Genomic DNA, 16,712 nt, shown 5'->3' on the forward strand with positions numbered 1-16,712 from the left:
AAGAACCTATGGGGATCGCTGGGGCCTACGCAAACTATTTTTTCGACGAGTTGGTATCAGTCACCGTTGTCCTGTTCCCCGACATCGCGACCTGCGCAGAGGGCCAGAACATCGGCTCCGTAGCGGCCCAGTTTGCGCGCTCCGACCCCTGGGATGCGGGCCAGTTCACGTTCATCGGCGGGCACCGCCTCGGCGATCGCGATCAGCGTCCTGTCGGTGAAGACGCAGAACGCGGGCTGCCCACTGCGCTGCGCCTGCGCCGCCCGCCACTCACGCAGCCGTTCGTACAGGCCCTCGTCCATGTCGGAGGGGCAGTCGTCACAGCGCATCAGCTTCATCTCCCCCGCGTCGGACAGCGTGCGCCCGCAGACCCGACAGCGGGCCGGAGTTCTGCTGGTACGGCGTGGGGTGAGGGCCGTGGCGGCCGTGCTGAAGGCTCTGACGCCTCGTTCGATGCCTCCGGCGCCCCCGATGGAGGTACGGCCGGTGGTGCCGGAGGAGCCCGAACGCAGTCCGTCGAGGAAGCGGCTCGGCCGTCGGACGGGGCGGCCACCCGGTGAGCGGGACAGGGACCAGGAGAGGTGGAGGCGTTCCCTCGCGCGGGTGACGCCGACGTAGAGGAGGCGGCGCTCCTCCTCGATCTGCTCGTCGGTCCTCGCGTAGGTGATGGGCATCATGCCCTCGGCGACCCCGACCACGAAGACGGCGTCCCATTCCAGACCCTTGGCGGAGTGCAGGGAGGCGAGGGTGACGCCCTGCACGGTCGGGGCGTGCTGGGCGTTCGCCCGCTCGTCGAGTTCCGCCACCAGGTCGCCGAGCGTGGCGTCGGGTTTGGCCGCGGCGAAGTCCTGGGCCAGATTCACAAGCGCGGCCAGCGACTCCCACCGCTCTCTGACGGCTCCGGAGCCCGCGGGCGGCACGGATGTCCACCCTTCGCCCGCAAGGACGGCACGCACCTGGGAGGGCAGGTCGACGGCGTCGTCGAGGAGGGAGTCGTTCGCACCGAAGCGGGCCGCGCCGCGCAGGGCGACGCCCGCCTTCCGCACCTCGGGACGGTCGAAGAACCGTTCGGCGCCGCGGAGCTGATAGGGCACTCCGGCGTCCGCGAGGGCCTGTTCGTAGATCTCGGACTGGGAGTTGGTGCGGAACAGGATGGCGATCTCGGAAGCGGGCACACCCTCGGCGAGAAGGTCGCGGATGCGGCGGGCGGCGCCCTCCGCCTCGGCGGGCTCGTCGGCGTACTCGGTGTAGACGGGTTCGGGGCCGGGGTCGCGCTGCGAGACGAGTTCGAGGCGGTGCTCGGCGGCACGGCCCCGGGCCTGGGCGAGCAGGCCGTTGGCGAGGTGGACGACCTGCGGGGTGGAGCGGTAGTCCCGGACCAGCTTGACGACCGTGGCTCCCGGGTACCGGATACGGAAGTCGAGCAGGTGGTCGGGCGTGGCGCCGGTGAAGGAGTAGATCGTCTGGCTGGCGTCGCCGACCACGCACAGATTGTCGCGGTCGCCGAGCCACAACTCCAGCAGACGCTGCTGCAACGGGCTGACGTCCTGGTACTCGTCGACGACGAAGTGCTGGTACTGCGCACGGACCTCCTCCGCGATGTCATGCCGGTCCTGGAGGATGCCGACGGTGAGGAGGAGGACGTCCTCGAAGTCGATGACGCCGCGCTCCCGCTTGAGGTCTTCGTAGGCGGCATAGAGCTGGGCGATCTCGGCGGGGTCACGGGGCGCTTCGCGGCCGGTCTTGGCGGCCGCGGCGGCGTAGTCGGCGGGGACGGTCTGGGTGACCTTGGACCATTCGATTTCCGCCGTGACGTCCCGTAGCTCGTTGCGGTCGAGGCGGATGCGGCAGGCGGCGGCCGCGTCCGCGACGAGTTGGACCTTGCGGTCGACGATCTTCGGGAGGCTGCCGCCGATCGCTTTCGGCCAGAAGTACTGGAGCTGGCGCAGGGCGGCGGAATGGAAGGTGCGGGCCTGGACGCCGGCGGCGCCGAGCTGTCGGAGGCGCCCGCGCATCTCGCCCGCGGCGCGGTTGGTGAAAGTGACAGCGAGCACGCTGGAGGGCTGGAGGATGCCGGCCCGGACTCCGTAGGCGATGCGGTGCGTGATGGCCCGTGTCTTGCCGGTGCCGGCGCCTGCCAGCACACACACCGGGCCGTGCAGGGCGGTCGCCACCTCGCGCTGCTCGGGGTCGAGCCCCTCGAGCACGGCGTCCGCCCCGCTCGGCGGAGCCGAGTACGAGGTACTGCCGGGAACCCGGGAGAAGAGGGTGGAATGCCTTGCTGCTGTCACCCCGCCATGCTGCCAGGTCGGCGGAGGCGGGTGCGGGCGGTTGTCCACAGGGGGACGGCTGCGGTCGTACTAATGCGGCAGGCGTCACGTCGGTGGGGGCGGGGAATGGTGGAACCTTCACAAACGTTGCCGTCTCAGCGACCACGCACCCTAGCCGTAAAGGAGCGCGACCGACATGTCGGGCACTGTGACGATGTACAGCACTTCGTGGTGTGGCTACTGCCGCCGACTGAAGAGCCAGCTGGACCGTGAGGGCATCGGGTACAACGAGATCAACATCGAGCAGGACCCGGAGTCGGCCGCGTTCGTGGAGAAGGCGAACGGCGGAAACCAGACGGTTCCGACCGTGCTGTTTGCGGACGGCACGACGCTGACGAACCCGTCTCTGGCGCAGGTCAAGCAGAAGATCGGCGCGTAACGGCCGCAGCGTCTCTCCCTGCACGTAAGGCGGTCCCTGAGGGGCCTCAGGGACCGCCTTCTTGTGGTTTGTCCCATATCAGCGTGTACCGCCACAGGAGCCGGCGCCGGAACCGGCAGCCGGGCAGCAGGTGCCGGGCGGCCATGCGGACCTCGCCCCAGTGCATGGTCGAGTCCTCGATCGGCATGCCGGCCGGGCCGCGCTTGCCTCCCCGCAACAGCGCGTGAAGCCGGCTCGCCGGCACGCCGCAGCCGCTGATCGCCCAGTCCAGGGACGTCCGGTTGTATGCCAGCCCGACGATCATCAGTCGGCCGCCGGGCGCCGTGAGCCGCACCAGGCGCCCCACCGCCTCCTCGAAGACCGTGTGGTGGACGACGGCGACCGCGCTGACAAAGTCGTATCCGCCTTCCGGCAGGGAGGCGTCATCGAGGTAGTCCGATTCGCGGAACGTGACGTTCGGGGGCACGTCCCGGCGCGCCAGCCGGATCATGTCCGGCGAGCGGTCCACGCCCGTGACGGATCCCACCCTCGACGCGAGCTTCCGGGCGAGCAGGCCGTCGCCGCAGCCGACGTCCAGAGCCGCGCCGCAGTCGTCGGGGACAGCGGCGAGGACAGCGGGGTGGTAGTGGACGTTGTGGTTCCAGTACGGGTCGTTCGTGCGCGCCGGCACCAGGTCAGACGCTCCGCGTCGGCAGCGGCTTGCCGTACCAGAGCTCGATCAGACGCGCCGCGATGGAGATGCCGTACGGCGGCAGGACCTCTCCGGTCTCGAACGCGGAGTGCAGCTCCTCCCGGGAGAACCAGCGGGCCTCGTGGATCTCGTCCCCGTCGACGTCGATGTCGGTCGTGGTGGCGTGCGCGAGGAAGCCGAGCATCAGGCTGGACGGGAAGGGCCAGGGCTGACTGGCGATGTACTGGACCTCGCCGATGGTGATGCCGACCTCTTCGAACACCTCGCGCCGCACCGACTGCTCGATGGACTCCCCCGGTTCGACGAAGCCGGCGAGGGTCGAGAAGCGGCCCTCGGGCCAGTGCACCTGGCGGCCGAGCAGGATGCGATCGTCGTCGTCCGTGACCGCCATGATCACAGCCGGGTCGGTGCGCGGGTAGTGCTCGGCGCCACAGGCGGGGCATCGGCGAATGTGACCGGCGGCCGCGATGACGGTGCGCTCACCGCAGCGTGAGCAGAAGCGGTGCAGGCGCTGCCAGTTCTCCAGGGCGACCGCGTGCACCATCAGGCCCGCATCGCGTGGCGACAGCAGCAGTCCGGCCTCGCGCAGGCCGGCCGGGCGCGCCGACTGGTCCATACGGCCGGGAAGTGCGTCCTTCTGGAGGGCGAAGTAGCTGACGCCGTCCGCGTCGGTGCCCAGGAAGTAGCGGTGGGCCTCGGTGAGCGGCGCCTCGAAGGAGGGGGTCATGACGAGTTCGGTCCGGCCGTCCGGCGTCTCGTCGATGAGGGCCTGGCCGCCGGAGACCACGAAGCAACGAGTCGAGGGGTGGCTCCATGCCGCGGCGAGCCATGCCTCGTCGAGCCGGTGGTGGGCGGCCCGGTCGATGCCGCTCGGCGCGGTGAGCGAGATGGGCCGGTCGGCGGTGTGGTCGGTCCAGGTGGTCACGAGTGCTTCCAACTCCCCCGGTGCAACGGTGGTTTCGGCGGGCGGTTCAGCGAGGCGTAGGTCGGGCGGGGACCGGGTCAGGCGGGCGGGGCGGCCCTTCCAGTGTGCCGCGCCGGGCGGTCCGCCCGGGCGACCCTGTGCCCCGCGCCTTCGTCAGTCGACATCGCGCCGGTTCTTCCCCAGGTCGTCCCACAGGTATGCGGCGGTTTCGACGCCTTTGAGGAGCAGATCGAGTTCCACCTTCTCGTTCGGGGCGTGCCAGCCGTCGGAGGGGATGGAGATACCGAGGAACAGGACGGGTGCGCCGAGGACCTCCTGGAGGTCGGCGGCGGGTCCGGATCCGCCCTCGCGGGTGAAGCGGACGGGCTGCTGGAAGGCGCGGCCCATGGCGCGTACGACGGACTGCAGGGCGGGGTGGTCGAGGGGTGTCAGGCAGGGGCGGGTGGCCGAGCCGAACGTGATCTCGTGCCGGATCCCGGCGGGCAGCGCATCCGCCGCCCAGGCGCGCACCACCTTCTCGATGTGGTCGGGGTCCTGCCCCGCGACCAGCCGGAAGGAGAGCTTGACCATGGCGGAGGACGGGACGATCGTCTTGCTGCCGGGGCCCTGATAGCCGCCGCCGATGCCGTTGACCTCGGCGGTGGGGCGGGCCCAGATGCGCTCAAGCGTGGTGTGCCCCGCCTCGCCGTACGTGGCACTCGACCGGGCGGTACGCAGCCACTCCTCCTCGTCGAAGGGCAGTTCGGCGAACAGTTCGCGTTCGCGGTCGGCGAGGTCGACGACGCCGTCGTAGAAGCCCGGTATCGCCACGCGCGCGTGCTCGTCGTGCAGGGCGGCGACCATGCGGCCTGCCGCGGTGGCCGGGTTGGGGACGGCGCCGCCGAAGGACCCGGAGTGGATGTCCTGCTCGGGTCCGTACACCGTGATCTCGCATTCGGCGAGGCCACGCATGCCGGTGCAGACGGTGGGGGTGTCCGCGGACCACATGCCGGTGTCCGAGACGATCACCGTGTCGGAGATGAGCCGCTCGGCGTGCTGTTCGACGAGGGTGCGGAAGTTCGGGGAGCCGGATTCCTCCTCCCCCTCGATCAGCAGCTTCAGGTGGACGGCCGGGGCGGTGCGCCCGGTGGCGGCGAGGTGGGCGCGGACGCCGAGTGTGTGGAAGAACACCTGGCCCTTGTCGTCGGCGGCCCCGCGCGCGTACAGGCAGCCGTCGCGGATCACCGGTTCGAAGGGGTCGCTGTCCCAGCCGTCCTCGCGGGCGGCGGGCTGGACGTCGTGGTGGCCGTAGACGAGGACCGTGGGTGCCTGCGGGTCGTCGCAGGGCCACTCGGCGAAGACTGCGGGAGCTCCGGCAGTCGGCCACACCTCGGCGGTGGGGAAGCCGGTCTCCCGGAGCTTGGTGGCGAGCCAGTCGGCACTGCGCCGCACGTCCGCCGCGCGCTCGGGCTGGGCGGACACCGACGGGATGCGCAGCCACTCCGCGAGGTCGTCGAGGAAGGCGGCGCGGTGGGTGTCGATGTACGTACGGACGGCACTGTCCGGGGTCTCGCTCATGGTCACGAGCCTATCGGCCCGCGCCGACATCCTGGTCGGCCGGTTCCCCACCGGCGGGACCGGCCAGCAACAGCCGCTCGAGAGCGGCCCGGTCCGGGAGTCCCTCGGGGCGTACGACCTCGCCACTGCGGACGTACAGGAACGCGGCCCTGACGGCGTCCAGGGGCACGCCCTGCTGCTCGGCCCAGGCGAGCCGGTACAGGGCGAGCTGGAGCGGGTCGGCGGTGCGGGCGCGGCTGGTCTTCCAGTCGACGATCTCGTACTGCGTGCCGTCCTCGCCGTCCTCGCCGTCCACGCGGTAGACGGCGTCGATGCGGCCGCGCACCACGCGGCCGGCGATGGCGAGCTGGAAGGGTGCCTCGACGCGGTACGGGGTGCGGTGGGCGTACGGGGTGTGTTCGAAGGCGTCCTTGAGTGCCTCCAGGTCGCGCTCGTCGGCGATCTCCGCGTCGCTGCCGGGTAGCTCGTCCGGCTCCAGCATGGGCAGCCGCAGTTCCTCGAAGCGTGCCTCCACCCAGGCGTGGAATCGGGTGCCCCGGCGCGCCGCCGGTTGCGGGGGGCGGGGCATGGGGCGTGCGAGTTCCTGTGCGAGCCCGTCCGGGTCGGCGGCCAGGCGCAGCACCTGGGAGGCGGTCAGCGACGGCGGTAGCGGCACGTCCGTGACGGCCGCGCGGGCGCGCAGCAGCTCTCCGGTGAGGGCGTCCAGATCGCGGTCCCAGGAGGCGACGGTGCGGGCCTCCTCCGGGGTGAGCGCGAAGGCGGCCTTGGACGGGTGCCGCCGGGCGTGCGGGACGGTGGGGGTGCCGTCGCCCTCGGCTATGCGCGCGTGGGGGGCGGCGGAAGGGGACGTGGGATGGTGGGTCGTCCAGGAGTCCCAGTCGGAGGCGTCCTCTTCGGGGTGGTCCTCCCAGGCGGCTTCCTCCTCGGCGGGCGGCAACGCGCCGTGGGCGGCTTCCTCCCCGTCGGAGTCGTCGTAGAGGTCCTCGTCGTCCGGCGGTGGCGGCCATTCCGGGTCGTCATACACGGAGGGGTCGTGGTCGGCTGCCGGGTGGACGCCTTCGTGTGAGGCGACCTGCTCCAGGTGGGCGAGTACGGTCGCGGCGGCGGCGCGGCGGCGGGCCAGGGCCGCCTCGTCCAGCGGGAGCGGCCAGGCGTGGTCGGTGGCGGCCTCGTGGAGCGCCGGGTTCTCCTCGTCCTCGGCGGGCGGGTCGGCCCACACCTCGATCTCGCCGTACCCGGCCTCGCAGTGCTCGTAGAGGGCCTGGAGGAAGTCCGAGGGACCTCGGGGGCGCTTCTGGGCGGGGCCCCACCAGTGGCCGGAGCCGAGCAGCAGGGAGCGGGGACGGGTGAAGGTGACGTAGCCGAGGCGCAGCTCCTCGGTGTGCTGGTGCTCCTTCATGGCCTCGTGGAAGGCCTTCAGGCCGCGGGAGTCCCAGGTCTCGACTTCGGGCAGGGTGTCGGTGTCGCCGCGCAGCGCGTGCGGCAGCACCTTGCCCTGGGCGGTCCACTTCTCGCGGCCCTGGGCGCTCGGGAAGGTGCCCTTGACCAGCCCGGGGACGGCGACGACGTCCCACTCCAGCCCCTTGGACTTGTGCGCGGTGAGCACCTTGACGGTGTTCTCGCCACCGGGGAGGGCGTTGTCCAGGCCCTTCTCGTACTGGGCGGCGGTGCGCAGGAAGCCCAGGAACGCGAGAAGACTGGCGTCCGGTTCGTTGGCGGCGAAGGACGCGGCGATGTCCAGGAAGTTCGAGAGGGTCTCGCGGCGGCGTGCGGCCAGCGCGTGCGGGGACGCGGACAGCTCGACTTCCAGTCCGGTGACGGCCAGCACGCGGTGCAGGACGTCCATCAGCGGGTCGGCGAGGGAGCGGCGCAGGTCGCGCAGTTCGGCGGCCAGCCGTGCGAACCGTACGCGCGCGTCGGGCGAGAACGGCAGCCCGTCGTCCTCCCGCTCGGCCTCCATGGGCAGTTCGAGGAAGGTGTCGAGGGCGTCCGCGAGCGAGATCACCTCTGACGGGTCGACGCCCTCGACGGCGGCGGCGAGCCTGCGGTCCGGGTCCTCGTCGCCGTCCACCCGCGCGTGCGACACGAGAAGACGGGCACGCCGGCCCAGGAGCGCGAGGTCGCGGGGGCCGATGCGCCAGCGCGGCCCGGTGAGGAGGCGGACCAGGGAGGCGTTGGCCCCGGGGTCCTGCAGGACCTCGCAGACGGCGACGAGGTCGGCGACCTCGGGCAGGTGCAGCAGTCCGGACAGGCCCACGACCTCGACCGGGATGTCGCGTGCGACCAGGGCGCCCTGAATCTCCGCGAAGTCGGTGGCGGTGCGGCACAGGACGGCGATCTCGCCGGGAGCGGTGCCGGTGCGCACCAGGTGGGCGAGGGAGTCGGCGATCCAGTCGATCTCCTCGGAGTGGGTGCGCAGCAGGGCACAGCGCACCAGGCCGTCACGCTCGGCGCCCGGGGCGGGGCGCAGGGCCTCGACACCCGCGTGCATCGCGCGCAGGGGCGCCGCGAGGCCGTTGGCGAGATCAAGGAGGCGGCCGCCGCTGCGGCGGTTCTCGCTGAGGGCCTGGCGGGTCGCGGGGCGGCCGTCGGCTTGGGGGAAGTGCTCGGGGAAGTCGTCGAGGTTGGCGACGGAGGCCCCGCGCCAGCCGTAGATGGCCTGGCAGGGGTCGCCGACGGCGGTCACGGGGTGGCCGCTGCCGCCGCCGAACAGTCCGGCGAGCAGGACCCGCTGGGCCACCGATGTGTCCTGGTACTCGTCGAGCAGGACCACGCGGAACTCGTCCCGCAGGATGCGGCCCACCTCGGGGAGGCCCGCGAGCTGGGCGGAGAGGGCGATCTGGTCGCCGAAGTCGAGCAGGTCCCGCTCACGCTTGGCCGCCCGGTAGCGGATCACCAGCTCTGCGAGTTCCCGGCGGGCGGCGGCCGTCTCGGGAACCTTGCGCAGGTCGGCGTTGGTGAGCCGGACGCCTTCCAGTATGCGTAGCAGCTCGGCGTCGTGAGCGCGCAGGTCCTCGGGAGTCACGAGGTGCTCGGCCAGTTCGGCGTCGAGCGTGAGGAGGTCGCCGACGAGGTCCGGGAAGGACCGGGTCAGCGCCGGATAGGGGCCCGGTGCCTCACGCAGCACGCGCGCGGCGAGCTGGTAGCGGGTGGCGTCGGCGAGCAGGCGTGCTGTGGGTTCCAGCCCGATGCGCAGGCCGTGGTCGGTGAGGAGCCTGCCCGCGAAGGCGTGGTACGTGGAGATCACCGGCTCGCCCGGCGGGTTGTCCGGGTCGATCACGTCCGGGTCTGTGACGCCCGCCTTGATCAGCGCCTTGCGGACACGCTCGGCGAGTTCACCGGCTGCCTTGTTGGTGAAGGTGAGGCCGAGGACCTGCTCCGGGGCGACCTGGCCGGTGCCGACGAGCCACACCACGCGGGCCGCCATCACCGTGGTCTTGCCCGACCCGGCTCCGGCCACGATCACCTGCGGGGCGGGCGGCGCGGTGATGCAGGCCGTCTGCTCCGGGGTGAACGGGATGCCGAGGAGCTCCTTGAGCTGCTCGGGGTCAGTGATACAGGCGGGCACGACGGAGAGGCTATCGGTGGCCACTGACAGCGGGTGCCCAGCCGCCTGCCGCGCCCGCCGATGCGCTGGTCGGCACGGGTGGTGCGACTGGTCACACCCGTGCTGTCAGTCCACGACCTGCCGGCCCTCCGGCCGCGCGCTGCACGACGCCCGGAAAGCGCAGTGGGTGCAGTGCTGCCCGGTGGTCGGCGAGAAACGCTCGTCGAGGACCTTGCCGGCGGCGGTGGCCAGCAGCTCCCCGGCCCACTCCCCTTCCAGGTGGTGTTGCGCCTGCACCTTGGGCAGCGTCTCACCGCCGTCCTTCCTGACGGCGCCCTGCCGCAGGTGGACCAGTTCCGCGCCGCCCGGCTCGGGACGCCGGCCGCCGAACGCCTCGTCGACGGCGCCCTCGCGCACGGCCAGCTGGTACACCGCGAGCTGCGGATGACGGTCCACCTCGGCGGCGCTGGGCGCCTGCTTGCCGGTCTTGAAGTCGACCACGTAGGCGCGGCCCTCGCCGTCGGACTCCACCCGGTCCATGGAGCCGCGGATGCGCACCTGGTAGTCGCCCGCTTCGAGGGTGACGTCGAAGTCGTGCTCGCTCGCCACCGGGTGGCGCCCGGCACGGGCGCCACCCGAGTCGACGTGCCACTTCAGGAAGCGTTCGAGTGCCGCGCGCGCGTTGTCCTTCTCCTGGGCGGACTTCCACGGCGCGTCGAAGGCGAGCGCGTTCCACACCGAGTCCAGGCGTTCCATGAGCACGTCCAGGTCGGCGGGGGTGCGACCGGAGGCGACCTCGTCGGCGAGGACGTGCACCACATTTCCGAACCCCTGGGCGGCGGTCGCCGGCGTGTCGGCCTTCACCTCACGGCCCAGGAACCACTGCAGGGCACAGGTGTTCGCGAGCTGGTCGAGGGCGCTTCCGGAGAGCACGACGGGCTGGTCGCGGTCGCGCAGCGGCACCTTGCTCTCGGTCGGGTCCCACATGCCCCACCAGCGGTACGGGTGGGCGGACGGCACCAGGGGCCGTCCGTCCTCGTCGGTGACGGCGGCGAGCCGGGCCAGCCGACGGGCGGCGGCCGCACGGAGGGCGTCGGAGACGCGCGGGTCGACGGTCGTGGCGCGCAGTTCGGCGACCAGGGCGGCGACGGACAGGGGACGGCGTGGGCGGCCGGTGACGTCCCTGGGTTCGACACCGAGTTCAGCGAGGAAGCGGGAAGGCTGGTCGCCGTCGTCGGCGGGGGCCTTCACGGCGGTGACGACCAGCCGTTCACGCGCGCGCGTGCAGGCGACGTAGAACAGGCGGCGCTCCTCGGCGAGCAGCGCGCCCGGGGTGAGGGGTTCGGCGAGCCCGTCACGGCCGATGCGGTCGGCCTCCAGGAGGGAGCCTCGGCGGCGCAGATCGGGCCACAGGCCCTCCTGGACACCGGCGACGACGACCAGACGCCACTGCAGTCCCTTGGAGCGGTGTGCGGTCATCAAGCGGACGGCGTCAGGACGCACGGCGCGGCGGGTGAGCGTGTCGGCGGCTATGTCCTGGGCCTCGATCTCCTCCAGGAAGTTCAGGGCGCCCCGGCCGCCGGTGCGCTCCTCCGCGCGCGCGGCGGTCGCGAACAGGGCGCACACGGCATCCAGGTCACGGTCGGCGTTGCGCCCGGCCGCGCCGCCGCGCCGGGAAGCGTTCTCCAGACGCCTGGGCCACGGCGTGCCGTCCCACAGCACCCACAGGGCGTCCTCTGCGGTGCCGCCGTCCGCGAGCCGCTCGCGGGCCTTCCTGAGCAGCGCACCGAGGCGTTGGGCTCCGCGCGCGTACGCCGGGTCGTGCGTCACCAGGCGTTCGGGTTCGGCCAGCGCCCGGGCGAGCAGGTCGTCGGAGGGCGGGGGTACGGGGTTGCCGGCCGCCCGTTCCTCCTCGCGCAGGGCACGGCCGAGGCGGCGCAGGTCCGCGGTGTCCATGCCGGCGAGCGGAGAGGCGAGGAGGGTGAGCGCGGTCTCGGTGTCCAGCCAGGGTTCCGGTTCCGCCCCCTCCTGCCGGGCTTCCTCCGATCCTGTTCGCGACGCCTCCGCCCGCGCCACCGCCCGCAGCGCCGTCAGCAGCGGGGTCACCGCCGGTTCATGGCGCAGCGGCAGGTCGTCGCCGTCGATGTCCAGGGGGACTCCCGCGGCCGTCAGGGCACGGCGGACCGTCGGGATCGCGCGGGCTCCGGCGCGCACGAGGACGGCCATCTCGCCCCATGGAACGCCGTCCTCCAGGTGTGCCCGGCGCAGGATGTCGGCGATGTTGTCCAGTTCCGTGCCGGGGGTGGGGTACGTGTAGACCTCGACCTGGCCACCGTCCCGTACGGGGGCGAGTTCCCGGTGGGCGCGTACCTTCTCCGCCGGGAGCCGGGTCAGCGGCATGCGCTGGGTCAGCAGCCGGGTCGCGGCGAGGAGGGCGGCTCCGGAGCGGCGGGACGTCCTGAGGACCTCGACGGGCGCGGGTGCGCCGTCGGTGCGCGGGAAGGCGTGGGGGAAGTCCAGGATGCCGTTCACGTCGGCGCCCCGGAACGCGTAGATCGACTGGTCGGGGTCGCCGAAGGCCACCAGGGTGCGGCCGTCGCCCGCGAGCGCCTGTAGGAGCCGTACCTGAGCGGGGTCGGTGTCCTGGTACTCGTCGACGTAGACCGCGTCGTACTGGCCGGCCAGGCGCTCGGCGACGCCGGGGCGGCGGGCCAGCAGGACCGCGCGGTGGACCAGCTCCGCGTAGTCGATCACTCCCTGGAGGTCGAGGACGTCCAGGTACTCGGCGAGGAAGGCGGAAGCCGCCTGCCAGTCGGGGCGGCCCGTCCGCTCGGCGAAGCGGCGCAGGGCGTCCGGGCCGAGGCCGAGTTCCCGGCTGCGGGCCAGCACGGCGCGGACCTCGTCGGCGAAGCCACGCGTGGTCAGGCAGGCGCGCAGTTCGTCGGGCCAGCGCACGTGTGCGAGGCCGAGGCGCTCCAGATCCGGCTGGCCGGCGAGCAGCTCGCGCACGGCCACGTCCTGCTCGGGGCCGGACAGCAGCCGCAGGGGCTCGGCGAAGAGGCCGCTGTCCTGGTGGGCGCGGACCAGGGCGTAGCAGAACGAGTGGAACGTGGTGGCCTGCGGGGCGTGCGCCGCGCCGGTGCGCAGCGCCATCCGGTCACGCAGGTCGACGGCGGCCTTGCGGCTGAACGTGAGCACCAGGATGCGGTCCGGGTCACCGCCGCGGGCGATTCGGGCGGCGATGGACTCCACGAGCGTGGTGGTCTTACCGGTGCCCGGGCCTGCGAGAACGAGCAGGGGGCCGGACTCGTGCTCAACCACCGCGCGCTGGCTCGCGTCCAGTCGAGGGGGATCCACCCGGACGGGCGGGGTACGCACCAGTCGGTAAGCGCCACGGCTCCCCTCCCGCACCCGGGGGTGCGGCAGGCGCCTGGTGGAGGAAGAGGAGCTCACGTGGTTCGCCGGTCCTGGTGGTCGTACTCGTGCTGGTCACTGCAGGCGCGGAACGCCGTCGTCGAGGGATGGTGGTCGGGCGGCGGCCGGCAGGGCTGCCGCGCGTGGCGGGCGGTGGTCGCGGGATGAGGGGAACGCGCGCCCTCGACGCTACGCCCGCCCGGTCCGCGGAAGCAGGGCTTCACGGATCTCCCGCAGGCCCCTCTTGTCACTCCTGTCACTGCGGTGGCCCAATCCACGAACGTACGGCATGCCACGCTTGTGCCCTACTTCACCCGTACGAGCGACACGCGCCCATTCGGCCCGTCCGATGCCGGAAGCTGTCAGACGTGACCCTCCGCGCGTTCGACGCCGTCCCAGCGCGCCCGCCTCATGTCGACCCGCGGCAGATGCCCCTCCGAGGCGCGGCCGGCCTCCCGCAGTGGGGTGCCCTCCGCCCGGTAGTGGCCGAGCGCCTCCAACTCGTGGCCCGGGAGCAGTGCGCCGTCCGCGCGGATGACGCGCCACCAGGGGACCGCTCCGCCGTAGAGAGCCATCACACGACCCACCTGGCGCGGGCCTCCGTCCTCCAGCCACTCGGCGACATCCCCGTACGTCATCACGCGTCCCGGCGGAATGCGTTCGGCCACGTCAAGGACCCGTTCCGCGTACTCGGGCAGGGCGTCTGCCGCAAGGTTCTCCTCGCTCATCCGCCCCATCCTGCCCCACCCCACCGACAATGTGATGAGAGAGCGGCCGAGCGTGACCCTCGCCCCGGCGCAGCGCTTCGGGCAGACTGTGCGCCCCCGCATTTGCACCCTGATGCCCCCGTGTGTCGGGTGGGCATGCCACCATCGTGCGGGCGGTGACTGGTGATACGAGACCAAGAAGAGACGATGAAGCAACAGGGCGTGCACCCCGACGGCGCGGAGGGCACCCCTGGGGGTTCGTCGCGCCCTGACACCGCCGCCGCGGGCCATCACGCCGGCGAAGAGGCGAACGAAGAAGCGAGCAAGGAGAGGCGCGCCGACGGCCTCACGCGCGAGACGGCGCACGACAGCCACGGCGAGAAGGCGCACGACGACGAACCCGGACCCGCCCAGGCGCCCGACGACGAACCCGGACCCGCCCAGGCGCCCGACGACGAACCCGGACCCGCCCAGGCGCCCGACGACGACACGCCGCGGTCAGCGGCTGCCCATCCGGGACCGCGGCGGGACGAGGAGGGCACCGACGCCCACAACGACGAAGTGGAGGGCGACGAACCGCTGCTCCCCGCGCGCGTGCACCGTCCCTCGGACCTGATGCGGCTTCTGGTGGGCGTGCTCGGGATCGTGGTGCTGCTCGCGGTCGCCGCGTTCGCGCACGGCACCACGTCGGGGCTCGAGCAGGACATCAACAGGGGCACGGGGCAGGCACCCGATCTGCTGATCAAGATCGCGGGTCTGGCGTCGAGCATCGCGATCCTGCTGGTACCGGTCGCCTTCGCGATCGAACGGCTGATCAAGCGGGACGGGGTGCGCATCGCCGACGGCGTCCTCGCGGCCGTCCTCGCCCACGGAGTGACACTCGCCACGGACCTGTGGGTCGCCCGGGCCGCCCCGCCCTCCATCCAGGAAGCGCTCACCCAGCCCTCCCCCGGCGACATCCATGCCCTGACCGACCCGGTGCACGGCTATCTCGCGCCCGTCATCGCCTATATGACGGCCGTGGGCATGTCGCGCAGGCCCCGTTGGCGTGCCGTGCTGTGGGTGGTGTTGCTGCTCGACGCCTTCTCGATGCTGGTCACCGGCTACACGACACCGTTCTCGATCATCCTGACGGTGCTGATCGGCTGGAGCGTGGCGGCCGGAACGCTGTACGCGGTGGGCTCGCCGAACGTACGGCCCACCGGGCGGACCCTGATGGCGGGGCTGCGCACCGTCGGCTTCCGCCCCGTGAGCGCGGCGCGCGAGGAGCTGCACGACACGGCGGACAACGGCGACCGCGGCCGCCGCTACTTCGTCACTCTGGAGGACGGCCCGCCCCTTGACGTCACCGTCGTCGACCGCGAGCAGCAGGCACAGGGTTTCTTCTACCGCGTGTGGCGGCGGCTGACGCTGCGCGGGATCACCACCCGGCGCAGCCTGCAGTCGCTGCGGCAGGCCCTGGAACAGGAGGCGCTCCTCGCCTACGCGGCCATCGCGGCCGGCGCCAACGCGCCCAAGCTGATCGCGACCTCCGAGCTCGGCCCCGACGCCGTGATGCTCGTCTACGAGCACACCGGCGGCCGCACCCTGGACCAGCTGGCCGACCAGGAGATCACCGACGAACTGCTCCACGACACCTGGCAGCAGGTGCGGGCGCTGCAGTCGCGGCGCATCGCGCATCGGCGGCTCGCTGGTGACGCCCTCGTGGTGGATCGTTCCGGCACCGTCATCCTCACGGATCTGCGCGGTGGCGAGATCGCGGCCGGTGACCTGGTGCTGCGCATGGACATCGCGCAGCTGCTGACCACCCTCGGGCTCCGGGTCGGCGCCGAGCGGTCGGTGGCATCGGCGGTCGACGTGCTCGGCCCGGACGCGGTCGCCGACTGTCTGCCCATGCTGCAGCCCATCGCGCTGACCCGCTCCACGCGCGCGACGCTCCGGCGGCTGGCCAGGGAACGGGCCCAGCGCGAGCGGGAAGCAGTCCTCGAGGCGTCCCGGCAGGCCAAAGCGGCCCGTGGGGAGGAGACCCACGACGGCTCCGGGGTCGTCCTCGACAAGCCCGACAAGAAGGCGGTACGCGCCGAGCAGCGGGCCGAGAAGCGGGCGATCGACGAGGCGCTGGAGGAAGCCCGTGAGGAGGACCTGCTCACCCAGATCCGCCACCAGGTGCTGCGTATCCGGCCGCAGGCGCCGGTGGAGCCGGCCCGTCTGGAGCGGGTCCGGCCGCGCACACTGATCAGCTTCATGGCGGGCGCCATCGGCGCGTACTTCCTGCTGACGCAGCTCACCCACATCCAGTTCGGCACGCTCTTCGCCAACGCCGAGTGGGGCTGGGTGGCGGCGGCCGTGTTCTTCTCCGCACTGAGCTACGTCGCGGCGGCGATGGCGCTGCTGGGCTTCGTGCCGGAGCGGGTGCCGTTCCTGCGGGCCGTGGCCGCGCAGGTCGCCGGGTCGTTCGTGAAGATCGTGGCGCCCGCCGCGGTCGGGGGCGTCGCGCTCAACACGCGGTTCCTCCAGCGCGCGGGGGTGCGGCCGGGGCTCGCGGTGGCGAGCGTGGGCGCCTCGCAGCTGTTCGGGCTGGGCTGTCACATCCTGATGCTGCTGTCCTTCGGCTATCTCACGGGCACCGAGAAGACGCCCTCCCTGTCCCCGTCCCGCACGGTCATCGCGGGTCTGCTGACGGTCGCGGTGCTCGTCCTGGTGGTCACGTCCGTGCCGTTCCTGCGCAAATTCGTCGTCACGCGCGTGCGGTCGCTGTTCGCGGGCGTCGTCCCGCGCATGCTGGACGTGCTGCAGCGGCCGCAGAAGCTGGTCACGGGCATCGGCGGCATGCTGTTGCTGACCGCGTGCTTCGTGATGTGCCTGGACGCCTCGATCCGGGCGTTCGGGCACGAGGAGAGGACCACGCTGAGCCTGGCCAGCGTCGCGGTGGTCTTCCTCGCCGGCAACGCCCTCGGCTCGGCCGCCCCGACCCCGGGCGGTGTGGGCGCGGTCGAGGCGACCCTGACGGTCGGTCTGATCGCGGTCGGCCTCCCCAAGGAGGTCGCGGCTCCCGCGGTGCTGCTGTACCGGCTGCTGACGCTATGGCTGCCGGTGCTGCCCGGATGGCTGTTCTTCAACCATCTGACGCGCAAGGACGCGCTCTAGGACTGCCGCGTACGG

The 16,712-nt window shown here is 72.4% G+C and carries 9 protein-coding genes; 2 read left to right on the top strand and 7 right to left on the bottom strand.

The genetic code is table 11. The features are described 5' to 3' along the window. Positions 1-56 precede the first annotated feature (56 nt). A complete protein-coding gene (locus ACZ7L1_RS05045) occupies positions 57-2,291 on the bottom strand; it encodes an ATP-dependent DNA helicase UvrD2 (protein WP_471434281.1) in 2,235 nt (744 codons plus the stop codon). A 175-nt stretch (positions 2,292-2,466) separates the two neighbouring features. Between ACZ7L1_RS05045 and ACZ7L1_RS05050 the strand changes: the two genes are divergently transcribed. Then, positions 2,467-2,709, top strand: coding sequence for a mycoredoxin (locus tag ACZ7L1_RS05050; protein WP_471434283.1), 243 nt, complete (start codon positions 2,467-2,469; stop codon positions 2,707-2,709). A 46-nt stretch (positions 2,710-2,755) separates the two neighbouring features. Here the strand turns inward: ACZ7L1_RS05050 and ACZ7L1_RS05055 are convergent, their stop codons facing one another. From ACZ7L1_RS05055 to ACZ7L1_RS05080, 6 genes are all read right to left on the bottom strand, one after another. Beyond that, a complete protein-coding gene (locus tag ACZ7L1_RS05055; RefSeq protein WP_471434285.1) occupies positions 2,756-3,379 on the bottom strand; it encodes a class I SAM-dependent methyltransferase in 624 nt (207 codons plus the stop codon). 4 nt (positions 3,380-3,383) lie between these two features. After that, entirely contained in the window at positions 3,384-4,325 is a 942-nt protein-coding gene (nudC, locus tag ACZ7L1_RS05060) for an NAD(+) diphosphatase (protein ID WP_471434287.1), read from the bottom strand. Between the two features lie 153 nt (positions 4,326-4,478). After that, positions 4,479-5,882, bottom strand: a complete 1,404-nt coding sequence (locus tag ACZ7L1_RS05065) for a dipeptidase (RefSeq protein ID WP_471434289.1) — start codon at positions 5,880-5,882, stop codon at positions 4,479-4,481. A gap of 10 nt (positions 5,883-5,892) precedes the next feature. Continuing rightward, positions 5,893-9,450 carry a UvrD-helicase domain-containing protein gene (locus ACZ7L1_RS05070; RefSeq protein WP_471434290.1) on the bottom strand — a complete coding sequence of 1,186 codons (3,558 nt, stop codon included), beginning with the start codon at positions 9,448-9,450 and terminating at the stop codon, positions 5,893-5,895. Between the two features lie 105 nt (positions 9,451-9,555). Next, positions 9,556-12,882, bottom strand: coding sequence for an ATP-dependent helicase (locus ACZ7L1_RS05075; protein ID WP_471434292.1), 3,327 nt, complete (start codon positions 12,880-12,882; stop codon positions 9,556-9,558). 323 nt (positions 12,883-13,205) lie between these two features. After that, on the bottom strand, positions 13,206-13,571 hold the full coding sequence (locus tag ACZ7L1_RS05080) for an MGMT family protein (RefSeq protein WP_471434294.1): 366 nt from the start codon (positions 13,569-13,571) through the stop codon (positions 13,206-13,208). Positions 13,572-13,757: 186 nt separating this feature from the next. Between ACZ7L1_RS05080 and ACZ7L1_RS05085 the strand changes: the two genes are divergently transcribed. Continuing rightward, entirely contained in the window at positions 13,758-16,697 is a 2,940-nt protein-coding gene (locus ACZ7L1_RS05085) for a lysylphosphatidylglycerol synthase transmembrane domain-containing protein (protein WP_471434295.1), read from the top strand. Positions 16,698-16,712: the final 15 nt, after the last annotated feature.

Source organism: Streptomyces sp. NPDC107546 (assembly GCF_055639175.1).

Coding starts and splice junctions, on each gene's coding strand:
- ACZ7L1_RS05050 (WP_471434283.1), top strand. CDS start 2,467: ATGTCGGGCACTGTGACGATGTACAGCACTTCGTGGTGTGGCTACTGC.
- ACZ7L1_RS05065 (WP_471434289.1), bottom strand. CDS start 5,882: ATGAGCGAGACCCCGGACAGTGCCGTCCGTACGTACATCGACACCCAC.
- ACZ7L1_RS05080 (WP_471434294.1), bottom strand. CDS start 13,571: ATGAGCGAGGAGAACCTTGCGGCAGACGCCCTGCCCGAGTACGCGGAA.
- ACZ7L1_RS05085 (WP_471434295.1), top strand. CDS start 13,758: ATGAAGCAACAGGGCGTGCACCCCGACGGCGCGGAGGGCACCCCTGGG.